At 64.7% G+C, this 20,940-nt stretch carries 24 protein-coding genes and 2 tRNA genes; 8 read left to right on the forward strand and 18 right to left on the reverse strand.

Features of this window, described 5'->3' with window-relative positions:
- Positions 1-78: 78 nt before the first annotated feature.
- Positions 79-1,152, reverse strand: coding sequence for a geranylfarnesyl diphosphate synthase (gene idsA3, locus EA473_RS07095; protein WP_124194967.1), 1,074 nt, complete (start codon positions 1,150-1,152; stop codon positions 79-81).
- Between the two features lies 1 nt (position 1,153).
- Positions 1,154-2,506 carry a ribonuclease J gene (locus EA473_RS07100; protein WP_124194968.1) on the reverse strand — a complete coding sequence of 451 codons (1,353 nt, stop codon included), beginning with the start codon at positions 2,504-2,506 and terminating at the stop codon, positions 1,154-1,156.
- Positions 2,507-2,926: 420 nt separating this feature from the next.
- Between EA473_RS07100 and EA473_RS07105 the strand changes: the two genes are divergently transcribed.
- A complete protein-coding gene (locus EA473_RS07105) occupies positions 2,927-5,245 on the forward strand; it encodes an amino acid permease (RefSeq protein WP_124194969.1) in 2,319 nt (772 codons plus the stop codon).
- 84 nt (positions 5,246-5,329) lie between these two features.
- Here EA473_RS07105 and EA473_RS07110 read toward each other — a convergent pair whose 3' ends face one another.
- Both EA473_RS07110 and mvk read right to left on the reverse strand, forming a co-directional pair.
- Complete coding sequence (locus EA473_RS07110; RefSeq protein WP_124194970.1) at positions 5,330-6,082, reverse strand: isopentenyl phosphate kinase; 753 nt, start codon at positions 6,080-6,082, stop codon at positions 5,330-5,332.
- Positions 6,079-7,065 carry a mevalonate kinase gene (gene mvk / locus EA473_RS07115; RefSeq protein WP_124194971.1) on the reverse strand — a complete coding sequence of 329 codons (987 nt, stop codon included), beginning with the start codon at positions 7,063-7,065 and terminating at the stop codon, positions 6,079-6,081. The genes EA473_RS07110 and mvk overlap by 4 nt, the downstream gene beginning before the upstream one ends.
- Positions 7,066-7,318: 253 nt before the next feature.
- Here mvk and EA473_RS07120 point away from each other — a divergent pair, with 253 nt between their 5' ends.
- The 4 genes from EA473_RS07120 to EA473_RS07135 all read left to right on the forward strand — a co-directional run bounded on the left by EA473_RS07120 (position 7,319) and on the right by EA473_RS07135 (position 10,364).
- The gene (locus tag EA473_RS07120) at positions 7,319-8,515 is read left to right on the forward strand and encodes a hypothetical protein (RefSeq protein WP_124194972.1); all 1,197 of its coding nucleotides are present in this window, start codon (positions 7,319-7,321) and stop codon (positions 8,513-8,515) included.
- A gap of 116 nt (positions 8,516-8,631) precedes the next feature.
- A complete protein-coding gene (locus EA473_RS07125) occupies positions 8,632-8,976 on the forward strand; it encodes a winged helix-turn-helix domain-containing protein (protein WP_124194973.1) in 345 nt (114 codons plus the stop codon).
- On the forward strand, positions 8,977-9,288 hold the full coding sequence (locus tag EA473_RS07130) for a DUF7521 family protein (protein ID WP_124194974.1): 312 nt from the start codon (positions 8,977-8,979) through the stop codon (positions 9,286-9,288).
- A 146-nt stretch (positions 9,289-9,434) separates the two neighbouring features.
- Positions 9,435-10,364, forward strand: a complete 930-nt coding sequence (locus EA473_RS07135) for a thiamine-phosphate synthase family protein (protein ID WP_124194975.1) — start codon at positions 9,435-9,437, stop codon at positions 10,362-10,364.
- Between the two features lie 99 nt (positions 10,365-10,463).
- Here EA473_RS07135 and EA473_RS23040 read toward each other — a convergent pair whose 3' ends face one another.
- The 14 genes from EA473_RS23040 to EA473_RS07200 all read right to left on the reverse strand — a co-directional run bounded on the left by EA473_RS23040 (position 10,464) and on the right by EA473_RS07200 (position 17,191).
- The gene (locus tag EA473_RS23040) at positions 10,464-10,589 is read right to left on the reverse strand and encodes a hypothetical protein (RefSeq protein ID WP_279387651.1); all 126 of its coding nucleotides are present in this window, start codon (positions 10,587-10,589) and stop codon (positions 10,464-10,466) included.
- Between the two features lie 120 nt (positions 10,590-10,709).
- A complete protein-coding gene (gene rpsB, locus EA473_RS07140; RefSeq protein ID WP_124194976.1) occupies positions 10,710-11,537 on the reverse strand; it encodes a 30S ribosomal protein S2 in 828 nt (275 codons plus the stop codon).
- Entirely contained in the window at positions 11,534-12,781 is a 1,248-nt protein-coding gene (gene eno / locus EA473_RS07145; RefSeq protein WP_124194977.1) for a phosphopyruvate hydratase, read from the reverse strand. The genes rpsB and eno overlap by 4 nt, the downstream gene beginning before the upstream one ends.
- Positions 12,778-12,963, reverse strand: coding sequence for a DNA-directed RNA polymerase subunit K (locus EA473_RS07150; protein WP_124194978.1), 186 nt, complete (start codon positions 12,961-12,963; stop codon positions 12,778-12,780). The genes eno and EA473_RS07150 overlap by 4 nt, the downstream gene beginning before the upstream one ends.
- 1 nt (position 12,964) lies before the next feature.
- Entirely contained in the window at positions 12,965-13,159 is a 195-nt protein-coding gene (locus EA473_RS07155; protein WP_124194979.1) for a DNA-directed RNA polymerase subunit N, read from the reverse strand.
- Positions 13,160-13,171: 12 nt separating this feature from the next.
- Positions 13,172-13,570 carry a 30S ribosomal protein S9 gene (locus EA473_RS07160; protein WP_124194980.1) on the reverse strand — a complete coding sequence of 133 codons (399 nt, stop codon included), beginning with the start codon at positions 13,568-13,570 and terminating at the stop codon, positions 13,172-13,174.
- Positions 13,564-14,013 (reverse strand): 50S ribosomal protein L13, encoded by a 450-nt coding sequence (locus EA473_RS07165; protein ID WP_124194981.1) that lies wholly within the window; start codon positions 14,011-14,013, stop codon positions 13,564-13,566. Before EA473_RS07165 ends, EA473_RS07160 begins: the two co-directional genes overlap by 7 nt.
- Complete coding sequence (locus tag EA473_RS07170) at positions 14,010-14,363, reverse strand: 50S ribosomal protein L18e (protein WP_124194982.1); 354 nt, start codon at positions 14,361-14,363, stop codon at positions 14,010-14,012. Before EA473_RS07170 ends, EA473_RS07165 begins: the two co-directional genes overlap by 4 nt.
- Positions 14,364-14,569: 206 nt before the next feature.
- Positions 14,570-14,654: transfer RNA gene (locus EA473_RS07175), tRNA-Leu, on the reverse strand.
- Between the two features lie 130 nt (positions 14,655-14,784).
- The gene (locus tag EA473_RS07180) at positions 14,785-15,534 is read right to left on the reverse strand and encodes a DNA-directed RNA polymerase subunit D (protein WP_124194983.1); all 750 of its coding nucleotides are present in this window, start codon (positions 15,532-15,534) and stop codon (positions 14,785-14,787) included.
- Positions 15,535-15,538: 4 nt separating this feature from the next.
- Complete coding sequence (locus EA473_RS07185) at positions 15,539-15,925, reverse strand: 30S ribosomal protein S11 (RefSeq protein WP_124194984.1); 387 nt, start codon at positions 15,923-15,925, stop codon at positions 15,539-15,541.
- A gap of 1 nt (position 15,926) precedes the next feature.
- The gene (locus EA473_RS07190; RefSeq protein WP_124194985.1) at positions 15,927-16,448 is read right to left on the reverse strand and encodes a 30S ribosomal protein S4; all 522 of its coding nucleotides are present in this window, start codon (positions 16,446-16,448) and stop codon (positions 15,927-15,929) included.
- Positions 16,448-16,963, reverse strand: a complete 516-nt coding sequence (locus tag EA473_RS07195) for a 30S ribosomal protein S13 (RefSeq protein WP_124194986.1) — start codon at positions 16,961-16,963, stop codon at positions 16,448-16,450. Before EA473_RS07195 ends, EA473_RS07190 begins: the two co-directional genes overlap by 1 nt.
- A gap of 145 nt (positions 16,964-17,108) precedes the next feature.
- A tRNA-Ser gene (locus EA473_RS07200) sits at positions 17,109-17,191 on the reverse strand.
- A gap of 165 nt (positions 17,192-17,356) precedes the next feature.
- Between EA473_RS07200 and EA473_RS07205 the strand changes: the two genes are divergently transcribed.
- From EA473_RS07205 to EA473_RS07215, 3 genes are read left to right on the forward strand one after another with little or no spacing between them, the layout of a single operon-like run.
- Positions 17,357-18,292 carry a DUF4129 domain-containing protein gene (locus EA473_RS07205; RefSeq protein WP_124194987.1) on the forward strand — a complete coding sequence of 312 codons (936 nt, stop codon included), beginning with the start codon at positions 17,357-17,359 and terminating at the stop codon, positions 18,290-18,292.
- Entirely contained in the window at positions 18,289-20,286 is a 1,998-nt protein-coding gene (locus tag EA473_RS07210) for a DUF58 domain-containing protein (RefSeq protein WP_243645202.1), read from the forward strand. The genes EA473_RS07205 and EA473_RS07210 overlap by 4 nt, the downstream gene beginning before the upstream one ends.
- The gene (locus EA473_RS07215; RefSeq protein WP_124194988.1) at positions 20,283-20,894 is read left to right on the forward strand and encodes a DUF7519 family protein; all 612 of its coding nucleotides are present in this window, start codon (positions 20,283-20,285) and stop codon (positions 20,892-20,894) included. The genes EA473_RS07210 and EA473_RS07215 overlap by 4 nt, the downstream gene beginning before the upstream one ends.
- Positions 20,895-20,940: the final 46 nt, after the last annotated feature.

Genomic DNA, 20,940 nt, shown 5'->3' on the forward strand with positions numbered 1-20,940 from the left:
CCGACGGTCGACGTGACCCCTGTGTACGTTCGCCGCCGCTCGAGAGACGGCGGGCCGAAAAAACCGATCGACGGGCGTTCAGTACCCGCGTTCGATCAGATAGTCGCCAATCTCGAACAACAGGTCTCGCGCTTCGTTGTCGGGAACCACCTCGAGTCGGTCCTTGCCCTGTTCGACCAGATCCCGTGCCATTCCGTTGGCGTAGTCGATCGAACCGGTCTCCTCGAGGGCGGCGACCGCGTCGTCGATTTCGGCTTCGGTGACGGAGTCGACGTCGGTCGTATCGACTAACGATCCGACGTCGACGCCCTGATTGCGCGCGTGGACGGTGATCAGTGTCTGTTTGTTCTCGACGAGATCGCTGCCGCGTTGCTTGCCGAGTTTCTCGCTCGGGACCGTCAGATCGAGGACGTCGTCCTGGATCTGGAACGCACGGCCGATGTCGAGGCCGTAGCCGTAGAGGGCGTCAGCGGTTTCGTCGTCTGCCCCCATCAAAACGGCCGGCAGACACGCGGAGGCCGCATAGAGGACGGCGGTCTTCTGTTCGACCATCTCGAGGTACTCCTCGGGGGAGACGTTCTCGCGTTCCTCGAAGGTGACGTCGAGGGACTGGCCTTCACAGATCTTTGTACAGGTCGTCGCGAGAATCTCGAGTGCGCCGACGGTTCGACTCGGTTTCGCGCCCGTCTGGAGCATGATCTCGAACGCCTTCGAGTAGAGGGTATCGCCCGCGAGGATCGCCGTCTCGAGGTCGTACTCCCTGTGGACGGCGGGAACGCCGCGTCGCAGATCGTCGTCGTCCATGATGTCGTCGTGGATCAGCGTAAACGACTGGATGACTTCGACGCTGACTGCCGCGTTCATCACGTCGATCGGGTCGCCCCCGTGTATCCGCCCGTTCGCTCCGTCGAGCGTCGGAAACGATCGGTAGTCGGTGGCGAGTGGATCGACGTCCGCGAGCGCTTCCGCAGTGGTCAACAGGACGGTCGGTCGAAGCCGCTTTCCACCCGCGTCGAGCAGATAGCGTGATGCTTCGTAGAGGCGTTCGGGCCGCTGGATCGGCAACTCTTCGGGAATCGCCTCGTTGACTCGCTCGCGACGCTTCCGGACCGCCTCGAGTACTGCCTCTTCCCGTGCCTTGGGACTGGTCATATCAGTCGACGATCTGGATGAGGTTCCCGTTTCGCGAGACGTGGACGTCCCGGCCCATCTGGTATCCCTCACTCTCACAGAGGTTGACGTATCCTGACAGCCCTTTCAGATCCTGGTGGGCCGGAATGATGTGCTGGGGCTGAAGCGCGTCGAGCATCGCGTAGTGGCCCTCTTGGTTCATGTGCCCGGAGACGTGGATGTCGTCGTAGATTCGTGCACCCTGCATTCCGAGGAGCTTCTCGGCCTGGTAGCGTTGGCCCTCGTTGGTCGGCTCCGGAATGACGCGGGCCGAGAAGACGACCTTGTCGCCGTCGTCCAGTTCGTACGGCGTTTCGCCGCGAGCCATCCGGGTGAGCATCGCACGCGGCTCTCCCTGGTGGCCGGTGACGACGGGCAGGAAGTTCTCCTTGCCCTCGTTCATGATCCGTTTGAACGTTCGGTCGACGGATTTTCGGTGGCCGAACATGCCGAGGTCGCTCGGGAAGTCGACGAAGTCGAGACGTTCCGCGGTTCCGGAGTACTTCTCCATCGAGCGGCCGAGCAAGACGGGCTGGCGGCCGATGTCCTTCGCGAATTCGACGAGCGAGGTCACACGGGCGATGTGACTCGAGAACGTGGTTGCGACGATGCCGCCGTCGTAGTCCTCCATGCTGTAGAGGACGTCCCGGAGGTGTTCGCGGGCGACGTTCTCACTCGGCGTTCGGCCTTTCTTGTTCGCGTTGGTACAGTCTTCGATGTAACAGAGGACGCCTTCGCCCTCGCGGCCGATCTCGCGGAACCGATCCATGTCGATCGGATCGCCGATAACCGGCGTGTGATCCATCCGCTTGTCCAGACCGTAGACGACCGCGCCCTCGGGCGTGTGGAGAACCGGATTGATCGCGTCGATGATCGAGTGGGTGACGTTGACGAACTCGAGTTCGACCTTGCCGCTGTCGCCGATGGACATCGTCTCGCCGGGATCCATCTTGATCAGGTCGTTCTCGACGCCGAATTTCTGTTCGCCCTCGATCTGCTGTTTGACGAGCTCGATCGTAAACGGCGTCGCGACGACCGGCGCGTTGTACCGGTGGGCCAGTTTCGAGATAGCGCCGATGTGGTCCAGGTGCCCGTGTGTCGGGACGATCGCCTGAACGTCGCCCTCGAGGTCGGACATGATCCGGTCGTCCGGAATCGCGCCCATGTCGATCAGGTCGAGGCTGTGCATTCGTTCGGTTTCGACGTTGTCGTGGATCAGAACCTGCGAGAGGTTCAGTCCCATGTCGAAGATGACGACGTCGTCACCGGCGCGAACGGCAGTCATCTGCCGCCCGACTTCTTCGTATCCGCCTATCGTTGCAATTTCGATTTCCATGGTTCTGTAGCACTGAAAGCCGCGTGATGGACTCTCATCGAAACGGTCCGCGGACTCCCGGTTGTGCGGCCCCGGCGTCTTACAGCACGTCGGCCATCCCGCTATGCGATCGCGGGGGAGATCTCCCCCATCAGCCACACGACACCGCCGTGAGACACGAACGCACTTGCCCGCGGGTTTCGCTACTAGTTCCCTACACGCCCGGGTGTTAAAAACACAGTGGGTTGGCCGCCTACAACGAGTTTATCAGCTACCCGGCCGCTCGACCCGACAGCCGGTGTCCGGCGACCGCCATCAAAACGAAACAAATGCACACCAAAACAACGCCATATGTGTCGGAATTTAATTCTCGATGAATATAGATGACAATCGGTTCCGAAATGCGAAGTTTTCTAAACTCTCGTTCGAAAGCACCTTCCAATGACGAAAGACCTCGAGCGAGACCTGGGATTGCTCGCCGTTATCGCGATCAGTATGGGAGCGATGATCGGGAGCGGTATCTTCATCCTCCCGGGGATCGCGATGGCCGAAGCCGGGCCGGCGGTAATTCTCGCGTTCGTCATCGCCGCGATCCTCGTGGTTCCGGCGGCGCTTTCGATCGCCGAACTCGGGACGGCGATGCCCGAGGCCGGCGGGGATTACGTCTTCATCGAACGCGGACTGGGGCCGTCGTTCGGGACGATCGCGGGGCTCGGGACCTGGCTCATGTTGATGCTCAAGGGGTCTCTCGCGCTGTACGGCGGTATGTTTTACATCAACTTCATCTATCAGCTTCCGACGTGGGATCTCGCGGTCCCCATCCTCGAGGCGACGGTGGCGATTCCCGGCGTCCGGGCACTCGGGATCACGTTCGCGATCGTCCTCATCGCGGTCAACCTCATCGGCGTGAAACAGACGGGAGGTCTCCAGCTCATCATGGTCATCGTCATGCTGATCATCCTCTCGGGATTCGTCGCCGCCTCCATCATCCAGGTGGAGGGCGCTAACTTCGAGGGCTTTTTCGACGAGGGGATCGACGGCATTCTCACCGCGACGGCGCTCGTCCTCGTCTCCTACGCCGGCGTGACGAAAGTCGCTGCCGTCGCCGAAGAGATCGAGAACCCGGGTCGAAATCTCCCGCTCGGATTGCTCGGTTCGCTGATCGCGACCAGCTTCCTCTACGCGCTGCTCGTGTTCGTGCTGGTCGGCGTGATGGAAGGCGGCGAACTGGCCGATACCGAAGAACCAATGGCCGAAGCGACCAGTCTGCTTTTCGGCCACGTGACGATGGCCGTTCCCGGACTCGGCAGCGGCGTTCCAGTCGGCTTTCTGGCCGTCGTGACGATAATCTTCGCCGCGTTGCTTGCGCTCGTCAGCACCGCTAACGCGGGGATCCTGACCGCTTCGCGGTACCCGCTTGCGCTGAGCCGGGACAAACTCTTCCTGGAGAAGTTCGAGTACATCCACCCGCGGTTCAACACGCCGTCGGTCGCGATCCTCACGACCGGTGCGGTCATCGTCTTCATCGTCGCCACCCAGGAAGTCGACGAGATCGCCAAGATGGCCGGCGCGTTCCAGATCCTCGTCTACATCCTCGTCTGCGGTGCGCTGATCGCCTTTCGCGAACGAGACCTCGAGTGGTACGATCCCGACTTCGACACGCCGGGGTACCCCTGGGTGCAACTGTTCGGCATCGTCTCGGGCGTGTTCATCATCTCCCAGATGGAACTCCGCGAGATCGTCGGATCGATCGGTATCGTGATCATCGGCTTCGTCTGGTTCAAACTGTACGCACAGGATCGCATCGACCGCGAGGGCGTCGCGAAGGGGCTTGCCCGCCGGGAAGCCGGCCGTCAGTTCGTCAGCGACACCGAAGAGCAACTCGAGCGCGACGACACCTACGAGATCCTCGTCCCGCTCCGTCAGGACGTCACCCGCGAACAGGAAGACGCCCTCATACAGCTCGCCGCTCCGATCGTCCGGCAGCGAGGGGGACGCATCCGCGTCGTTCGATTCGACGAAGTCCCGGACCAGGTTCCGCTCGACCGAGCTGCGTCCGAACTCTCCGAGGCGGACGTCGAGTTCGAAGAGCGGACCGACGAACTCATCCGCTACCTCGAGGTCCCCGTCGAGGTCGGCGAGATCGTCAGCCACAACACCCGCCACGCGGTCGTCAACTTCGCCGAGAGAACCGGTGCCGACCTCGTCCTGGCGCGCCAGCAGGCGACCAGCCGACTCGGAACCCTGTTCGGCCGCGACACGGACTGGATCATGGAACACGCCCCGTGTGACGTCGTCTTCGTCCAGGGCGAGCGAGCCACCGACGTCGACGAGATCGCGGTCGTCACCGACAGAAGCCCGTTCAACGATCCGCTCAAGGTCGAACTCGCCGACGCGATGGCAAGCGTGCTCGGTGCTCGTCTTCGGTTCCTCTTTGCCGTCTCGGAGGACGCACCCGAGGAACTCGTCGAGACGATCGAGGAGTACCACGACGAACTCGACGACCTCTGTACCGTTCCCGTCGACTCGACGATCGTTCGCTCCACCGACGAGGTCGGCGAACTCTCGAGAGAGCTCGAGTCCTCGGACCTCGTCATGTTGAGCACCGTAACCCACCGACGGCTTCCGGACCTTGTCGTCGAACAGCGCTCCGATCGGATCGCCGCCGCGATCGAGCAGCCGGTGTTACTCGTCCACTCCAAGAAGACGCGCCGGGGATCGTTCTTGCGGCCGATCCTCGATCGCGTGCTGTTCGATTGATTCGCGGATCGTTTCGACATCCCGAACCGGTCTCACGTGTTCCACGACCCGCTTCGACGTTCTCGAATCGGTTTCACTCGGTCGCTACCTGACGGTCGTTCCCGGCTCCTCGCCCGCGAGAAACGCCTCGAGATCCTCGAGGCCGAAGACGGACGCTCCGGCCTCGAGGTCGAGCAGCGCCCGGACCTTCGCGGCCATCCCGCCGGTCACGTCCGTCGCGTCGCTCTCGCCCAGAACGTCCGCGACCGAATCGAACGACGAGATGTCGTCGATCACGGCTCCTTCGTCGTCGAGGACGCCCGGAACGGTCGAACAGAGCCCGATCCGGTCTGCCTCGAGGTCTGCGGCGAGTTCCACGACGAGTTCGTCGCCGCTGACGACGGTCGCCCCCTCGCCCGCGTGAGCGACGAGGTCGCCGTGAACGACGGGGACGAACCCCTCCCCGAGCAGTGTCTCGACCTGTCCCGTCGGAAGCTGCAGGTCGCCCGCTTCGTCGCGATGGGCCGCGGAGAGCGGATGCACTGGAACCGCCGGAACGTCGCGCTCGAGCAGCCGCGAGAGCACGAACGCGTTCAGCGTCTTCATCGCGCCGTGGACGTCCTGAACTGCGAGCGCATCGTGGGTTCCCGCAGTCGTGGTGACGCCGTGGTCGCTCGCGTTGTGGTGGCCGAAGCTCCCGCCACCGTGGACGACGACGAGGCCGTCCGCGAGCGCGTCGTCGGGCGACTCGAGTGCGGCGGCGACGGCGTCGGCCGCCCGGTCGAGGGCCTCGCCGTCGACCGTCTCGGCGCGGTCTTTGTGGGTGACGACGCTGCCGCCGAGTTTGAGGACGATCATTCGAGTCGTTTCACCCCCGTCTCGGCCAATTCGGCGCGGAACGCCTCCTCACAGCCCGGCGTAAACGAGAGGGCAGTCTCCGTCTCGGGCGTCGGATCCAGCGCGACGATACAGCCGCCGCCGCCGGCTCCCGTCAGCTTCGCACCGATCGCGCCGGCGTCACGGGCCGCCCAGACCATCGAATCGAGCGACCGCGACGAGACGCCGAGAGCCGAGAGCAGCCCGTGGTTGAAGTCCATCAGCCGACCGACTTCCGCGAGGTCGCCGTCGGCGAGTGCCTCCTCGCCGTTTCTGACGACGTCGCCGATCGCTTCGACCGTGTCGGCGGCGAACGCGTACTCCTCGCGCAGCGTTCGGACCCCCGCGACGAGTTCGCCCGTATCGCCTGCACCGCCGTCGAACCCGACGACGATCGGCAGATCGGGTGCTTCGATCGATCGGCAGTCGTCGCCTTCGACGCGGACCGCTCCGCCAGTCGCCGAACAGAACGTGTCCGCGCGCGAGGCCTGTCCCTCCTGGACGTCGTACTCCGTTCGGTAGGCTCGCTCGGCGAGTTCGCCGGACTCGAGTGTGGTCCCCACCGCCCGGGTTCCGGCGTCGATGGCGGCGACCGCGACCGCAGCCGACGAGCCGAGGCCCGCCCCGAGGGGGATGTCGCTCTCTATCGTCACGTCGAATCCGACGTCGTCTTCGCCAGTCGCGTCTCGCACCTGTTCGATCGCGCTGTCGACGTACTGCGTCGCCGCTGTCACCAGCGATTCGGAAACGTCCACGTCGGGTCTGTCGTCGGCCGCCGCGCCGTACTCGACGGTAAATCCGTCGAGACTCAGATCCTCCGCGTGAACTCGTAGCTTGCCGTCTTCGCGCGGCTCGACGCCGACCCGTGCCCGTCGCTCGATCGCACACGGAACGGCGGGTTCGCCGTAGACGACCGCGTGCTCCCCGAAGAGGTAGACCTTCCCGGGGGCGCTCGAGAGTGTCATAGCCGGCCGTTCGCACGACGACGATTAATAGCTGTCCTCTCGTGACATTCGATCGATTCGTTTCCGACCGATCGGAATACAAGAGCGTTTCGGTGGCTTGCTGGTCGGCGCAGCCGATACCCCGGTATATCTTCCCGGGGTTCGATGCTCGAGACGAATGCGACGGAGAGCGAACGAACGATTCGAGAACTGCGACAGACGACGCGTGCTCCATACTATCGGAACCGGACTCGGGGCCGGAGCGAGTGTTTCGATGGCCGGCTGTCTCGCGTCGATGCCGACGCTCGGCCAGCAGATCAGGTACGCCGACGTCGACGTTCCGGAAGCCGGCGATCCCGTGTATGGGGAGTGGATTCCCGCGCGATCCGCGATAGAACACGCCGACGGCGGGTGGCGAACCGTTCGGTACGCGAGGCCGAACGACGCGGGCGAAAACGTCGTGGGGGCTATCGATCCGCTCCCGGAACAGACCGTGAGAGCGCGTCTCGACTACCTCGGGGTTGGCTACGAGAACTACGATCACGTCGTGAGCGTCGGGCCGGTCACCGTTTGCCTGGGTTCGTTCGACTCGGGGACGGTCCGCGAAACCGTACTGGCGAGCGATTACGAGGAAATCGGATCCTACGAAGGGTACGATCTGTTCGAACGAACCGACCTCACGCGTGGCGTCGCGGTCCGCGACGGAGCGGTTCTGTTCCGACACCGTGCGGACGGGTCTGGCCCCCTCGAGTCACCGGACCTCGAGACGGTGATCGACGCCGAAGGCGGACGGGTTCCGCGCCGCGCGGACGAAGACGACGGCTTCGATGCCGTCGCTCGAGCGACCGGATCACAACCCACCGTACAGCTGTTCGACGGCTGGGGGCCGATCGTGCGGGAACTCTCCGAGGGGTTCTCGGCCCGGAACTCGTCGATGGTCTACGCCTACGACGGGGAGTACGTCTACCACCGGACCGTCTGCCTCTTCGAAGCGGAGGCACCGCTCACGCCTCGAGAGGTCGAAGACGTACTTGTCGAGCGAAATACTGCCGTCGAGGCCCACGGCGTCGAGGTCACGGTCGACGAGCCGTACCTGTGGGTCGACATCCGGGAGACACACGAAAAGTTCCGGTCCCGTGTCGGTACCGACGCCGCAAGACGGTATCCCCAGATCACGTGGGGGATCGACGTGGCGGACGACGTCGCGGGGTTCACCGTCCGTCACGACGGCGGCGATCCGGTCGACGCGGACCTCCTGACGCTGTATTTCGACTCACAGAGTCGAGTTCAGCCGGGAATCGAGCCCCAGTTCGCCGACGAGTTCGACGTCGTCGAACCTGGCGACTCGTTGACCGTCGCCGGTCTCGAAGGGAACCGAGGCGAATCCGTCGCGCTTCTGTACAGTCCACCGGAGACGAACGACGGAACCGTGATGGTGCGGTTCGTCCCCGACCGGGTCGCTGGACGGTGAGTGAGCTGTGTCTCTCGAGTGTCGATCCGGCCGCCGCGTTCCCCACACTGGCCGCCCGACGCAGAGTCGGACCGTCGGTCGAAGTGATTATAAGGCGAATCTCCGATCGAGTAGCCGTGAGTGAGGATCCGTCTCTCGAGACCGTCGTCGGCCTGCTCGACGACGAGTACGCCCGCACGATCCTCGAAGCCACGCGTACCGAACCCATGTCCGCAAACGAACTGACCGACCGCTGTGACGCCTCGCTCTCGACCGTCTGTCGTCGACTGGAGCAACTCGAAGCGGCGAACCTCGTCCGCGAACGAACCCGTCCTCGATCGGACGGCCACCACGACACGGTCTACGCCGCGACGCTCGAGGAGGTTCGGCTCCGCCTCGAGCCCGACGGATTCACGTTCGACCTTCGCCAGCGCGAGGAGGACGCGGCCGACCGACTCCGGCGGCTGTGGGGTGACCTCTGAATGCTCGAGGCGATTCGCCCGATCGAACTGGTCGTCGGGCTGCTCGCGGCCGGCGCGACCCTGATCGGGCTGTACATCGGCTATCAGGCGTTTCGGGCCTGGGGCCGCCATCGCGATCCGTCGATGCGGTATCTCGCCGTCGGACTGATCCTCCTGACGGCCGTCACGTACTCGACGTCGTTCGTCGGGACGGTCCTCATCCACCTGCGCCTGCTCTCGCTTCCACAGCAGGACTGGTTCTGGCTCGTCGTCCACGCCGCCCAGTTCACCGGACTGGCGCTGATCGCATACGCGCTTCACCGCCGGCCCTGATACGGATTGCTGTCACTGTGTACCGGAGCGACCGGGCGACGTCCCGCGGTCGCTCCGGTAATGACTTACAGTAAACCGTATGATACGGTGACTCGAGTCGTTCCGCGGTAGTCGGACTTATACCGGCGACGTTCGAATCCGGCAGTATGTCCCTCGTCCTGCCGAGCGAACTCGTCGTCGACCGATTTTTGCCGACGGTACGTGCGATGCTCGCGGCGCGACTCACCGACCGCGGCATGACCCAACAGGAGATCGCCGCGAACCTCGGCGTCACGCAGGCGGCAGTGAGCAAGTACGTAAGCGGCGACGGCGGCGGCGACGATCGATTCCGAGACGATCCCGAAACCGTCGCGACGGTCGACCGCATCGCCGACGGACTCACGAGCGGGGAGATGGACGGCTACGACGCGCTGGCGGAACTGCTCTCGCTCGTGCGCAGCCTCGAGGATCGCGGACCGATCTGTGAACTCCACGAGGAGGAGATGCCCGAACTCAGGGGACTGGGTTGTGACCTGTGCGTTCGGGGACTCGATCCCGACGTCCGAGCGGAGCGGGACGTCCTGACCAACGTCCGGACGGCGGCGCGGACCCTTGCGTCGACGCCAGGGATGGCCGAGATCATCCCCAACGTCGGCACGAACGTCGGGATGGCTCTGCCCGACGCCCGCGACGAAACCGACGTCGCGGCGATTCCCGGCCGGATCTACGCCATGAGCGGCCGGATCGAGATCCCCGCGAATCCGGAGTTCGGCGCATCGAAACACGTCGCGACGGCCGTCCTCGCCGCCACCGACGTCGATCCCGACATTCGGGCCGCGATCAACGTCGCCACCGACGACACGCTGCTCGAGGCCGCGCGAGAACGCGGGATCGATCCGCTCGAGTTCGACGCCGATTACGAGGACCGCGGCGAACACCTCCGGGATCGGTTCGACGAACGCGATACCGTGCCCCGCGTCGCCTTCCACCGCGGCGCGTTCGGGATCGAACCGACGACCTACGTGTTCGGGTCGTCGGCCAGCGACGCGGCGGATCTCCTCGACGCGTTGCTCGAGGGGTCGTCGATGGAACGCTAAACCACCCGCCCTCCCTCGCTCGAGGTCGACTGGTCCGCTCTCCTGGCGGGTGAGATCGTCGCCTCGAAAACGGTGAGACCGCGAATCGTCTCGAGAGTTTCAGAACAGTCCGAGGAGCAATCGGAGCGGGATTCCAATCGCGAAGATCGCGATCAGGGCCGCCGTCGCGAAGACGACGACGGGCGGCAACACCCCTTCTTCGAACTCGAACAGGATATCGACCATACGGGCGTTACCGATGGCACTCACCTAACTCCTTCGTTCCAGCTCCGCTGGCGACCAGCGTCGCGACTCGCAGACCAGTATCGAAAACCGCGAAAACGTCGGCTTCGAAATCGAACGGAGTTATACGACGCTCTCGAAGTCCTCGAGCGAGTACGACGGTTCGGCACCGCGACGATCGAGAACCTCGTTTGCGAGCAGCCAGTAGACGACGGAGAGAGCCTTTCGACCCTTGTTGTTCGTCGGAACGACGAGATCGACGTTGCTGACCTGGTTGTTCGAGTCACACATCGCGATGACCGGGATGCCCACCGTGATCGCCTCTTTGACGGCCTGGGCGTCGCCGATCGGGTCCGTAACGACGACGACGTCCGGTTCGATGTAGCCGTCGTACTTCGGATTCGTGAGCGTTCCCGGAATGAATCGCCCCGTTCGGGCTCGAGCGCCGACCGCTTCCGCGAACTTCTCGGCCGGGAAGCGACCGTACTGGCGACTCGAGGTCACGAGGATCTGTTCGGGGGAGTAGTTCGCGAGGAAGTTCGCAGCCGTTCGGATACGGCCGTCGGTCTTCGAGACGTCGAGGACGTAGAGACCGTCGGTTCGGACGCGGTGGATGAACCGCTCCATGTCCTTGGTCTTTTGCTGAGTGCCGATGTGGACACCGGCACCGAGATAGTCCTCGACGGGGATGAGAAGGTCGGCCTCCTCGTCGCTCATTACGTCGTCGTCGAGGGTCGGTCCTGCGTCTTCGACGTCGGACTCGTCCTCGTCGTCGACCGCTGGTTCGGCGTCCGCGTCGGCCTCGTCGACCTCCGCGTCCGCGGGTTGTTCGTCGGCTGGCTCGACGTCCTCGGCAGGGTCGGCGGCGGGGCCAGCCCCTTCGGCTGGCTCCTCGTCGATCTCCTCCTCGGCGGCGTCGAGCCCTTCGTGGGTTGCGTCGTTGTCTGTCATGTCGCGTCGTCTGCGATTCTGATGAGCTCGTTCAGTTTTGCGGTTCGCTCGCCGCCGACGGCACCCGTCTTGATGAACGGGGCGTCGGTCCCAACGGCGAGGTGTGCGATCGTCGCGTCCTCGGTTTCGCCCGAGCGATGGGAGACGACCGAATCGTAGCCGTTCTCGGTCGCGAGTTCGATCGCGTCGAAGGCGTCGGTCAGCGTCCCGATCTGGTTGGGCTTGATCAGGATGCTGTTCGCCGCTCCGACGTCGATTCCCTCCTCGAGTCGGACCGTGTTGGTGACGAACAGGTCGTCGCCACAGATCAGCGTTCGGTCCGCTCGCGAGTCGTGGCCGCTTGCAGCTCCCGCGTCGCCAACTCGATCGGTGAGTTCGGCGAACCCGTCGTAATCGTTCTCGTCGAGCGGATCCTCGACGTAGACGAGATCGTACTCGTCGATCAGCTCGGCGATGTAGTCGATCTGTTCGTCGGGATCGCGACTGATTCCCGCGGACTCGTACTCGTAGGTCTCCGAGTCGGCGTCGTACATCTCGGCGGCTGCGACGTCGAGTCCGAACCGAATCTCGAAGCCGACCTCGGCTTCGACCTGCGAGACCGCCTCGTCGACGATCTCGAAGGCGGTCTCGTCGTCGATCGACGGGGCCCACGCGCCTTCGTCGCCTTTCCCCGAGGGAACGCCGCGTTCCTCGAGTAGATCCGCGACGGTGGCGTGGACGTCCGCGTTCGCGAAGACGGCGTCTTCGACGCTCGGCGCGCCGACGGGCGCGGAGAGAAACTCCTGGATGTCGGTCGCGTCGGCGGCGTGCTCGCCCCCGCCGACGACGTTTCCGAGCGGGATCGGGAAGTTCTCGCCGCGGAACGTCCCGCCGAGGTGCTGGAACAGCGGCGCGCCGAGCACGTCGGCACCCGCCTTCGCAGCGGCCATCGAGATCGCGACAGCGCTGTTCGCGCCGATCTTCGAGAAGTCGTCGGTACCGTCCGCGGCGCGCAAGATGGCGTCGACCTCGCGTTGATTACCGGCATAAGCCTCACCGACGAGGCGCGAAACGGCGTGTTCGCGGGCGGCAGCGATCGCCTCGGTCGGCGGTCGCTCGATCGCCTCGTATTCGCCCGTGCTCGCCCCGCTTGGAGCTGCTGCGCGGCCGAATCCGCCACTTTCGGTCAACACGTCCGCCTCGACCGTCGGGTTTCCGCGGGAGTCGAGGATCCGTCTGAGCCGAACGTCGGTGATCAGCGTCATTGAAACCGTTCCCCTCGGTCGACGGTAAAGGGCAACACGCCGGCGTCGTACTCTTCGGCGGCGATCAGGATCGGCTGGGTCTGATCGGTCTCGATCAACACCGGTGCCCCGTAGGACACCTGCAGTGCTCGAGCGCCGAGAATCCGTGCTTTCTCGTAGCGATTGTGGTGTTGTTGTTGCATGTTACTGGTACGGAGAGACGACGTCGACCAGGTCGGTGTGACTGACGAGCATGCGTCGACAGCAGTAGCGGTCGACGGCGAGTTCGTCGAGGACCTGCTGTGGATCCTCGTCGCCCTCGTTTGCTCGCTCGTCGAACTCTTCCCAGTGTTCGCCGACGACGTTACCACAGGTGAAACACCGAACCGGTACCATCATACCTGAATCACCTCAGCGGTACGATTTCTGGTAGCGAGCCCGAGCGCCGGGGCCGCCCCACTTTTTCGGTTCGGACTGGCGAACGTCGTTGACCAGCAGCGAGCGATCGAACTCCATGAACGCGTCGCGGAGTTCGGCGTCGTTCGTGTGCTGGACGATGCCGCGAGCGATGGCGGTGCGGACGGCGTCGGCCTGTCCGCTGATACCGCCGCCCTCGACGCTGACGTCGATGTCCATCTCGCTTCGAAGCTCGTCGCCGGCGATGCGAAACGGCTCGAGCATCTTGAGACGGGACATCTCGGGTTCGACCAGTTCGACCGGTTTGGAGTCGATTCGTACGCGGCCTTCCCCCTCGCGTACGGTGGCGCGAGCGACGGCCGTCTTCTTCTTTCCACTCGTGTTCGTTACCATCTGACGTTAGCACCGAGTTGTTCGGAGACTTCGCCCAGGTGGACGAAGCGAATGTTCGACAGGCGATCCAGCGACGTGTCTTCGATGATCTCCGCCTCGCGATCGTCGTCGTCCTCGTAGGGATTGCCGACGTAAACGCGGACGTTCTCGAGCGCCTCGCGGCCGCGGGGCTTCTTGTACGGAAGCATGCCCCGGACCGAGCGCTTGAAGATCGTGTCCGGTCGACGCGGGTAGTACGGTCCGTTGTCGGAACCGAGTTGCAGACGCTTGCGATAGGTCTCGAAGACGTCCTCTTTGTCGCCGGTGATGACGGCGTCTTCGGCGTTGACGATGGCGATGGTGTCGCCCTCGAGGGCGCGCTGTGCGACCTCGCTTGCGACGCGACCGAGAATGCAGTCGCGGGCGTCGACGACGACGTCCGCGTCGAACTCGGCGACGCTCATCGGATCACCCGTACGCCGGATCCGTCGGGGTTCTCTTCGAGCGCTTGCTCGAGCGGTACCGGGTCGCCGACCTGTTCGATCTTCGTCTCTGCGGACGAAGAGAAGTCGACGGCCGCAACCGTGACGTTCTTCTGTAGTGCGCCGGATCCCAGTACTTTACCGGGAACGACGACGGTCTCTTCTTCGCGTGCGTATCGCTCGATTCGGCCCAGGTTCACCTCTGCGTGGGTTCGTCGGGGCTTCTCGAGACGATCCGCGACATCTCGCCAGACGTCGGCGTCCGAGTTACGGGACGTCGACTTCAACTCGGCGATGAGATCGGTAAGCCTCGGGTTAGTCTTGCTACTCATTAGTTTCCTCCAAATAGCTGCAATCGCTCGCGGACGTGAAACGTCCCTCGAGCGTCGTTGGAATCGGTCCGACAGAAGCATGCAGGGAGCAGGATTTGAACCGCCGGGAGACAGTCGGTCTCGCGTGTGCTCGACCGCTGTGACTCCCGTGGCTCAAACCTGTCCGTTCCATTTTCACGGCTCTTCGGTCGATCGAGCCGGAAAAATGCAGGGAGCAGGATTTGAACCTGCGGACTCCTACGAGACAGCGCCCTGAACGCTGCGCCGTTGGCCAGACTTGGCTATCCCTGCTCGCGCTTCTACCTATCCGTCGCCCCTTCAAACCCCTTTCGATTCCAGTGTTCGATCCGTCGGCGGTCTCGTCGCTCACGGCGCCGGCGAGCGGATCGCGTCGGTCGGGTCGAGGGCGTCGGGTCATAGTTTACAACTGTACTGCGTCTTCGAGTTCGGTCGCACGCGTCTCGATCGTGTCCGCGGCTCGCGTGACCAGCTCTTCGACCGAGACGGAACCGTCCGTCTCCACGTGGAAGACGAAGGCGTTCGGAACGTCTTCGATCTCCACTTGCTGATCGGGATAGCGGTTCGTGAGGTCGTGGTCGAACTCGCTGGTTGGAACGAGTTCGCCGTCGTCTTCGATGACGCCGCGGACGATCCGTTCTTCCTGTTGTTCGAACTCGGGAAGCTCGCCGACGACCTCGACGCGCTGGAGGTGTCGGTAGCCGACCGCCACGCCGCCCTGGTGTTTGGCGTGGTTCTTCCCGCGATCGAGAGCGGCCTCCGCCTCGGCTTCGAGGCGCTGGCCGTCTTTGAGCTCGATGATCGGAACGTTCTCGTCTGCGGGCTGGACGAGACTGTCACTCGAGACGAGATTGCCCGAGTAAGCGGTGGCCGGCCCTTCGACGTCGATCGAGAGCGTGACGGTGTCGTCCTCGACGAATTCGCCTTCCGGCGGGGTTGTAAGCGGAACGAGTCCCAGCCGGAGCGCGAGCTGTTCGTCGAACATGACCGACGAGTTCTCGATGAACCGGACGGTGTCGATCGCCATCGTCGGCACGTCGGCGACCATCGCTCGACGGATGCCGTTTGCAAACGCGGGCGTTACGCCGCGGACGAGAAACCGCGCGTCGCGATCCTCGCGTTCGACGAACTCGACGTCGTACTCCTCTGTCATGGATCTAGTAGCCGCCCTTGCCTTTCGGTGCGCGCGATCCGTCGTGTGGGATCGGGGTCACGTCTTCGATACGACCGATTTCGATCCCGGAGCGTGCGAGCGCACGGATCGTCGCCTGTGCGCCGGGCCCAGGGGATTTCTGCAGGTTTCCGCCGGGACCTCGGACGCGAACGTGCAGGCCAGTGATTCCTGCTGCTTTCACTTCTTCGGCGACGGACTCGGCCATCTGCATGGCCGCGTACGGCGACGCTTCGTCGCGGTTCTGTTTCACTGCCGTCCCGCCGGAGGACTTCGCGATCGTCTCGGCGCCCGTGAGATCGGTCACGGTCATGACGGTGTTGTTGAACGATGCGTGCACGTGGGCGACTCCCCACTTGTCGTCGTCTGCCATGTTACTGTCCCTCCGCTCGTTCTGGGTGGAGTTCGTCCGCGAGTGGACTGTTCTCGTCGAACTCGATGCGGTCTTCCTCGTCGACGTCGACGACGTACGACGGGATTCGGTGGCGCTGACCGTCGACGACGATGTGTCCGTGCGAGATGAACTGCCTGGCCTGCTGGGTCGTGTTCGCGAGTCCTTTTCGGTAGACGACCGTCTGCAGTCGCCGCTCCAAGACGTCCTCGATCTCGAGACCGAGGATGTCGCCGAGGTCGTCTTCCTCGTCGAGGACTCCGACGCGTTTGAGTCGTCCGAGGAATTCCTCGGAGCGACGGACGACGGTTTCGTCGCCCTGTGGCTGACCGAGCAGCTCTCGTGCCTCGCGTCGGTACGAACGGAGCTCGGACTGTGCACGCCAGAGCTCTTCTTTGTTCGAGAGGCCGTACCGGTCGACCAGCGAGTGCTCGTTGGCGATCCGTTCACCCTGGTACGGATGATTCGGCGTCTCGTACAGCTTGGTGTTCGTTCCCAGTGGCATTATTCGTCGTCCTCCGCCGCCTCTTCAGCCTGTTCTTCGCGGATCTCTTCGACGTTGACTCCGATAGTCCCCTCCGTACGACCGGTGGACTTGGTTCGCTGTCCGCGAACCTTCTGGCCGCGCTTGTGGCGAACCCCTTTGTAGGAGTCGATCATCTTCATCCGGTTGATGTCGTGTTGACGAGTCAACTGGAGATCGTTTCCGGTCTCGTGAGTCGTCTCGCCGGTGTAGAAGTCCGCCTGGCGGTTGTTGAGCCAGTCCGGAACGTTCCCGGCGTAGTTCTCTACGATCGAAACGACCTCGTCGATCACGTCGTCGTCGAGCCGACCGAACGTTGCCGTCCGGTCGACGTCAGCCTCGTCGGCGATGATGCGGGCGGTTCGTCGACCGATCCCGTTCATCTCCGAGAGCGAGCGCTCGACGGACTTCGTCCCATCGAGGTCGGTCTGACCGATGCGAACGAAGTACCGAAGGTCTTCGTCGTCCTGTTGTTCTTGAGAGTCTTCCTCGCTCATGTGTGGTGTGTGTGTGTCTGGTCTGTGCGCGTTGCATTATCGACTGACGGAAAACGCCAGTCTTGCTGGCGGACAACGGTCAGTGATCGCCCGATCGCATCCGATCGGCCGTAAACCGGTCTGTCCGACAGCAACGTGTATCCGACGTCGCGGCGGGGATTTGAACCCCGGAGGCTTGACGCCACATGGTTAGCAACCATGCGCCTTGGGCCGCTTGGCTACCACGACACCGTGTCTGTATCGTCGCCCTTCCGGACTCGGGGACTGCGCCCCCTGCACGTATCGCACCAGAACCTACCCCCGTCGGGTACTTAAGCGCAACGAAACTCGAGAACCGACCGACCGTCGGGAAAACCTTCACAGACTTATGTTCGGCAGTACAACAGATCGGCGATGTCCCGGACTCGAACCGTCACCCGAATCGCGGTCGCCCTCGTCGGTATCGCGGCGGTCGCGATGGCCGCGGCGACGATCTCCTCGCCCGTCGAACGCGGCGGAGACGGCGAACTCGGCGGAGACGGTCCGATCGGTATGCCGGCACAGGAATCAGGCGAAACAGCGTTCGAGGTGCCGTTTTTCCTCGAGGTACTCGTGTTCCTCCTTCTGGTTCTGGCAGCACTCGTCATCGTCTGGTACCTGCTCACCCATCCCCGGGAATTTTTCACACAGCTCGGCGTCGCCCTCGCGCTGTTGTTGCTCATCGCCGCCGTCTTCTGGGTCCTGCTCCGGTTCGGAGTGATCGATCCGAGCGCGCTGGAGGAGCCACCGCCGCCACCGCCGGAGGGAACGCCCGGCGACGGCGATCCAGGCGATGGCGAGAACGACCAACAGCCGTTCTCTATCGGCCCGTTGCTCCTCTTGCTCACCGCGTTGGCCTTCGTGCTGGCCGTCGCGGTGGCCTGGAGCACCGGCGGAGTCGGATCGTCGTCGAACTCGAGCGGGTCCGCTGGAGTCGACGGCGAGGACCCTGACGGAAGCCACGCGGCGGTCGCGGCGGCGGCCGGGCGGGCGGCGGATCGGATCGAATCGAGCGACGACGTCGACAACGAGGTATACCGCGCCTGGCTCGAGATGACGCGCCCGCTCGAGGTCGACCGCCCCGAAACGAGTACGCCCGGCGAGTTCGCGGCGGCCGCCGTCGACGCCGGTCTCGCGCGAGAGGACGTCGCCGAACTCACGTCGCTGTTCGAGGACGTCAGATACGGCGACGAGGAAACCACCGGCCAGATGGAGACTCGAGCGACCGCCGTCTTGCGCCGGATCGAAGCCGAGTACGCCGACACCGAGGAAGCCCCGACCGACGGCGACGAGCCGGGTGAACGGACGTGAGCGGACGAGGCGGCGACGTCGAAATCAGCCCGCTTCTCGTCGTGGTCGCTATCGGGGCGTTCGTGGCCGCGGTCGGAATTCTGGCGGGGATCGGGGCGGTAACGATAGCCCAGGCGTTCGTCGGCATCGTCGGACTCGCGGCGTTACTGGCCGCTGCTGTTAGCCTCTCGCAGCGTCGAGACGCCCGGAAGTACCGCTCGACGCCGGATCCCGAGCGAAGCGATCCCTCGTCCGTTCCCGGCGCGACTCTCACCGACGCAATCGCCCAGTTCAGTTCACGCCCTTCCCACCGCACGTACGTGACACGCCGCAGCGTCAAGGGGCTCCGGGTCGCCGCGATCGACGTCCTCACGCGCTTCGAGGGGCTCACGGAGGAGGCCGCAACCGCTGCCATCGACGACGGCTCGTGGACGGACGATCCGGTCGCGAGCGCGTTCCTCTCCGAAGACGTCACGCCCCCCTCGCGGTCGATCCGCGACCGACTCGTCGACCGGATCGCCCGCGACGATCCGTATCGGCGCGGGATCCGACGAACGGCGGCCGCGATCGCGGAGATCGGATACGGCGGCCTGGGGGACCGAACCACGCCCGACGACGTTCCGGACCGGGGGCTGGAAACGAGCGACGAGTCCGTCGAGACGCGAACCACGGACAGACGGCTCGCGGCGTCCGAACTGTACGAACTGCCGTCACGGGCGACCGGACACTGGACGGGGATCGGCGTCGTAGCGCTTGCTGCCATCGGAATCGGCGCGTTCGCAGAGTTACCCGCCGTCGTTCTGACGGGCGTCGTCGGCATCGGTTACGCCGGCTTCGCGTACCTCGGACGGCCCGCATCGCCGACGCTCGAGATAGACCGAACGGTGAGCGACGACGATCCCGATCCGGGAGACGAGGTAGACGTCACGGTTTCGGTGACGAACGCCGGCTCGCGCCCGATTCCCGACCTCCGGTACATCGATGGCGTCCCCGCTGACCTGGCCGTCACCGACGGAACGGCCAGAATCGGAACGGCGATGCGCCCCGGCGAAACCGTTTCCCTCGAGTACAGCCTCACCGTCACGGCCGGCACGCACGAGTTCGACCCCGCGCTCGTCGTAACCCGCGATCTCTCGCGGTCGGTCGAACGCACCCACTACGTCGGCTGTCCGACCGAACTCGTCTGCGAACCGATGTTGCACCCGATCGACGCTCCGGTCCCCCTGCAGGCCGCGACCACGCAGTTTACCGGCCGACTGACGACCTCGAGCGGGGGTTCCGGAACCGAGTTCCACTCCGTCCGCGAGTACCGGCGCAACGACCCGCTCAACCGCATCGACTGGAACCGGCACGCCCGAACCGGCGAACTCGCGACGATCGAGTTCCACCAGGAACGGGCCGCACGCGTCCTCGTCCTCGTCGACGCGCGGAAAGCCGCCTACGTCGCTCCGTCACCGGACGCGATCCACGCCGTCGAGCGATCGACCGGCGCTGCGGTGCGGATCGCCGCGACGCTGCTCGAGTCGGGTGACACGGTGGGGCTTGCGGGGCTCGGTCCGACGACGCGGTCCGACGAGGACGGCGACCGCGGCGTCTGCTGGCTGCCGCCCGCATCGGGGAGTCGTCATCGAATTCGGTTGCGCGAGGCGCTCGCGACCCATCCGCAGTTTTCCACGCTCGAGCCGCCACAGGAAGCCAGGTGGCTCTCCCAGATGCGAACCCTGCGACGACGACTCTCCGCCGAGACGCAGATCGTCCTGTTGACCCCGCTGACCGACCATGCAAGCGTCGTCATCGCCCGCCGACTCGCGTCTCACGGCCACGCGGTCACCGTCGTGAGTCCCGATCCGACCGCCGAACGAACGACCGGCCAACAACTCGCGCGGGTCGCCAGACGGGTCCGACGGTTCGACCTCCAGCGCGTCGGCATCCCGGTCGTCGACTGGGGGACCGACGAGTCGCTCGAGGAGGTATTCACCCGGTACGACGCGGCGACCGGCGGTGGTCGCCGATGACCGTTCCGGCCAGCCAGGATCGATCAGCCGAGGACGAGGAGCCTATCGACCGGTCCGAACACCGCTTCGAAGAACGGGCCGAGGTCGACCGGCGGCCGACGGTCGTCGCCAGTTCGGTCGCTACCGTCGCTGTCGGTCTCTGTACCGTGATCGTCTCGACGGCGACGGCCGCAGGCGGGGCTGTCACACTCCTCGGTGGCCTCCTGCTGGCCGGCGGATTGCTCTCGAGACGCGCGCGCTGGCGGCGACTTCTCGTCGACATCGGCTCGCTCACGGCGTTCGCCGGCGTCGTCCTCTCCGGACTCGAGGGGGCAGCGGTCGAACCGACGCTCGTGGCGACGGTGAGTCTCGTCGTCGCCTGGGACCTCGCCGGCAGCGCGATCGATCTGGGAGAGCAACTCGGTCGCGACGCCGACACCCGGCGTCTGGAGGGGGTCCACGCGGTCTCGAGCGCGCTCGTGGGACTGATCGCGATGGCCGTCGGCTACGGGACGTTCACGCTGGCACGGGGCGGCCAGCCGATTTCGGCGCTGGTGTTGTTGTTGCTCGCCGGGACGGTCGCGACGATGGCGCTCGGCGTCAAGCGAAGCTGGGGCGGGACTCGGTGACGGTGGAGCTGATACGGATTGGGTGGCGGGCACAAATGGGAGCAAC

It is taken from the genome of Natrarchaeobius chitinivorans (genome assembly GCF_003841505.1).
Taxonomy (GTDB): domain Archaea; phylum Halobacteriota; class Halobacteria; order Halobacteriales; family Natrialbaceae; genus Natrarchaeobius; species Natrarchaeobius chitinivorans.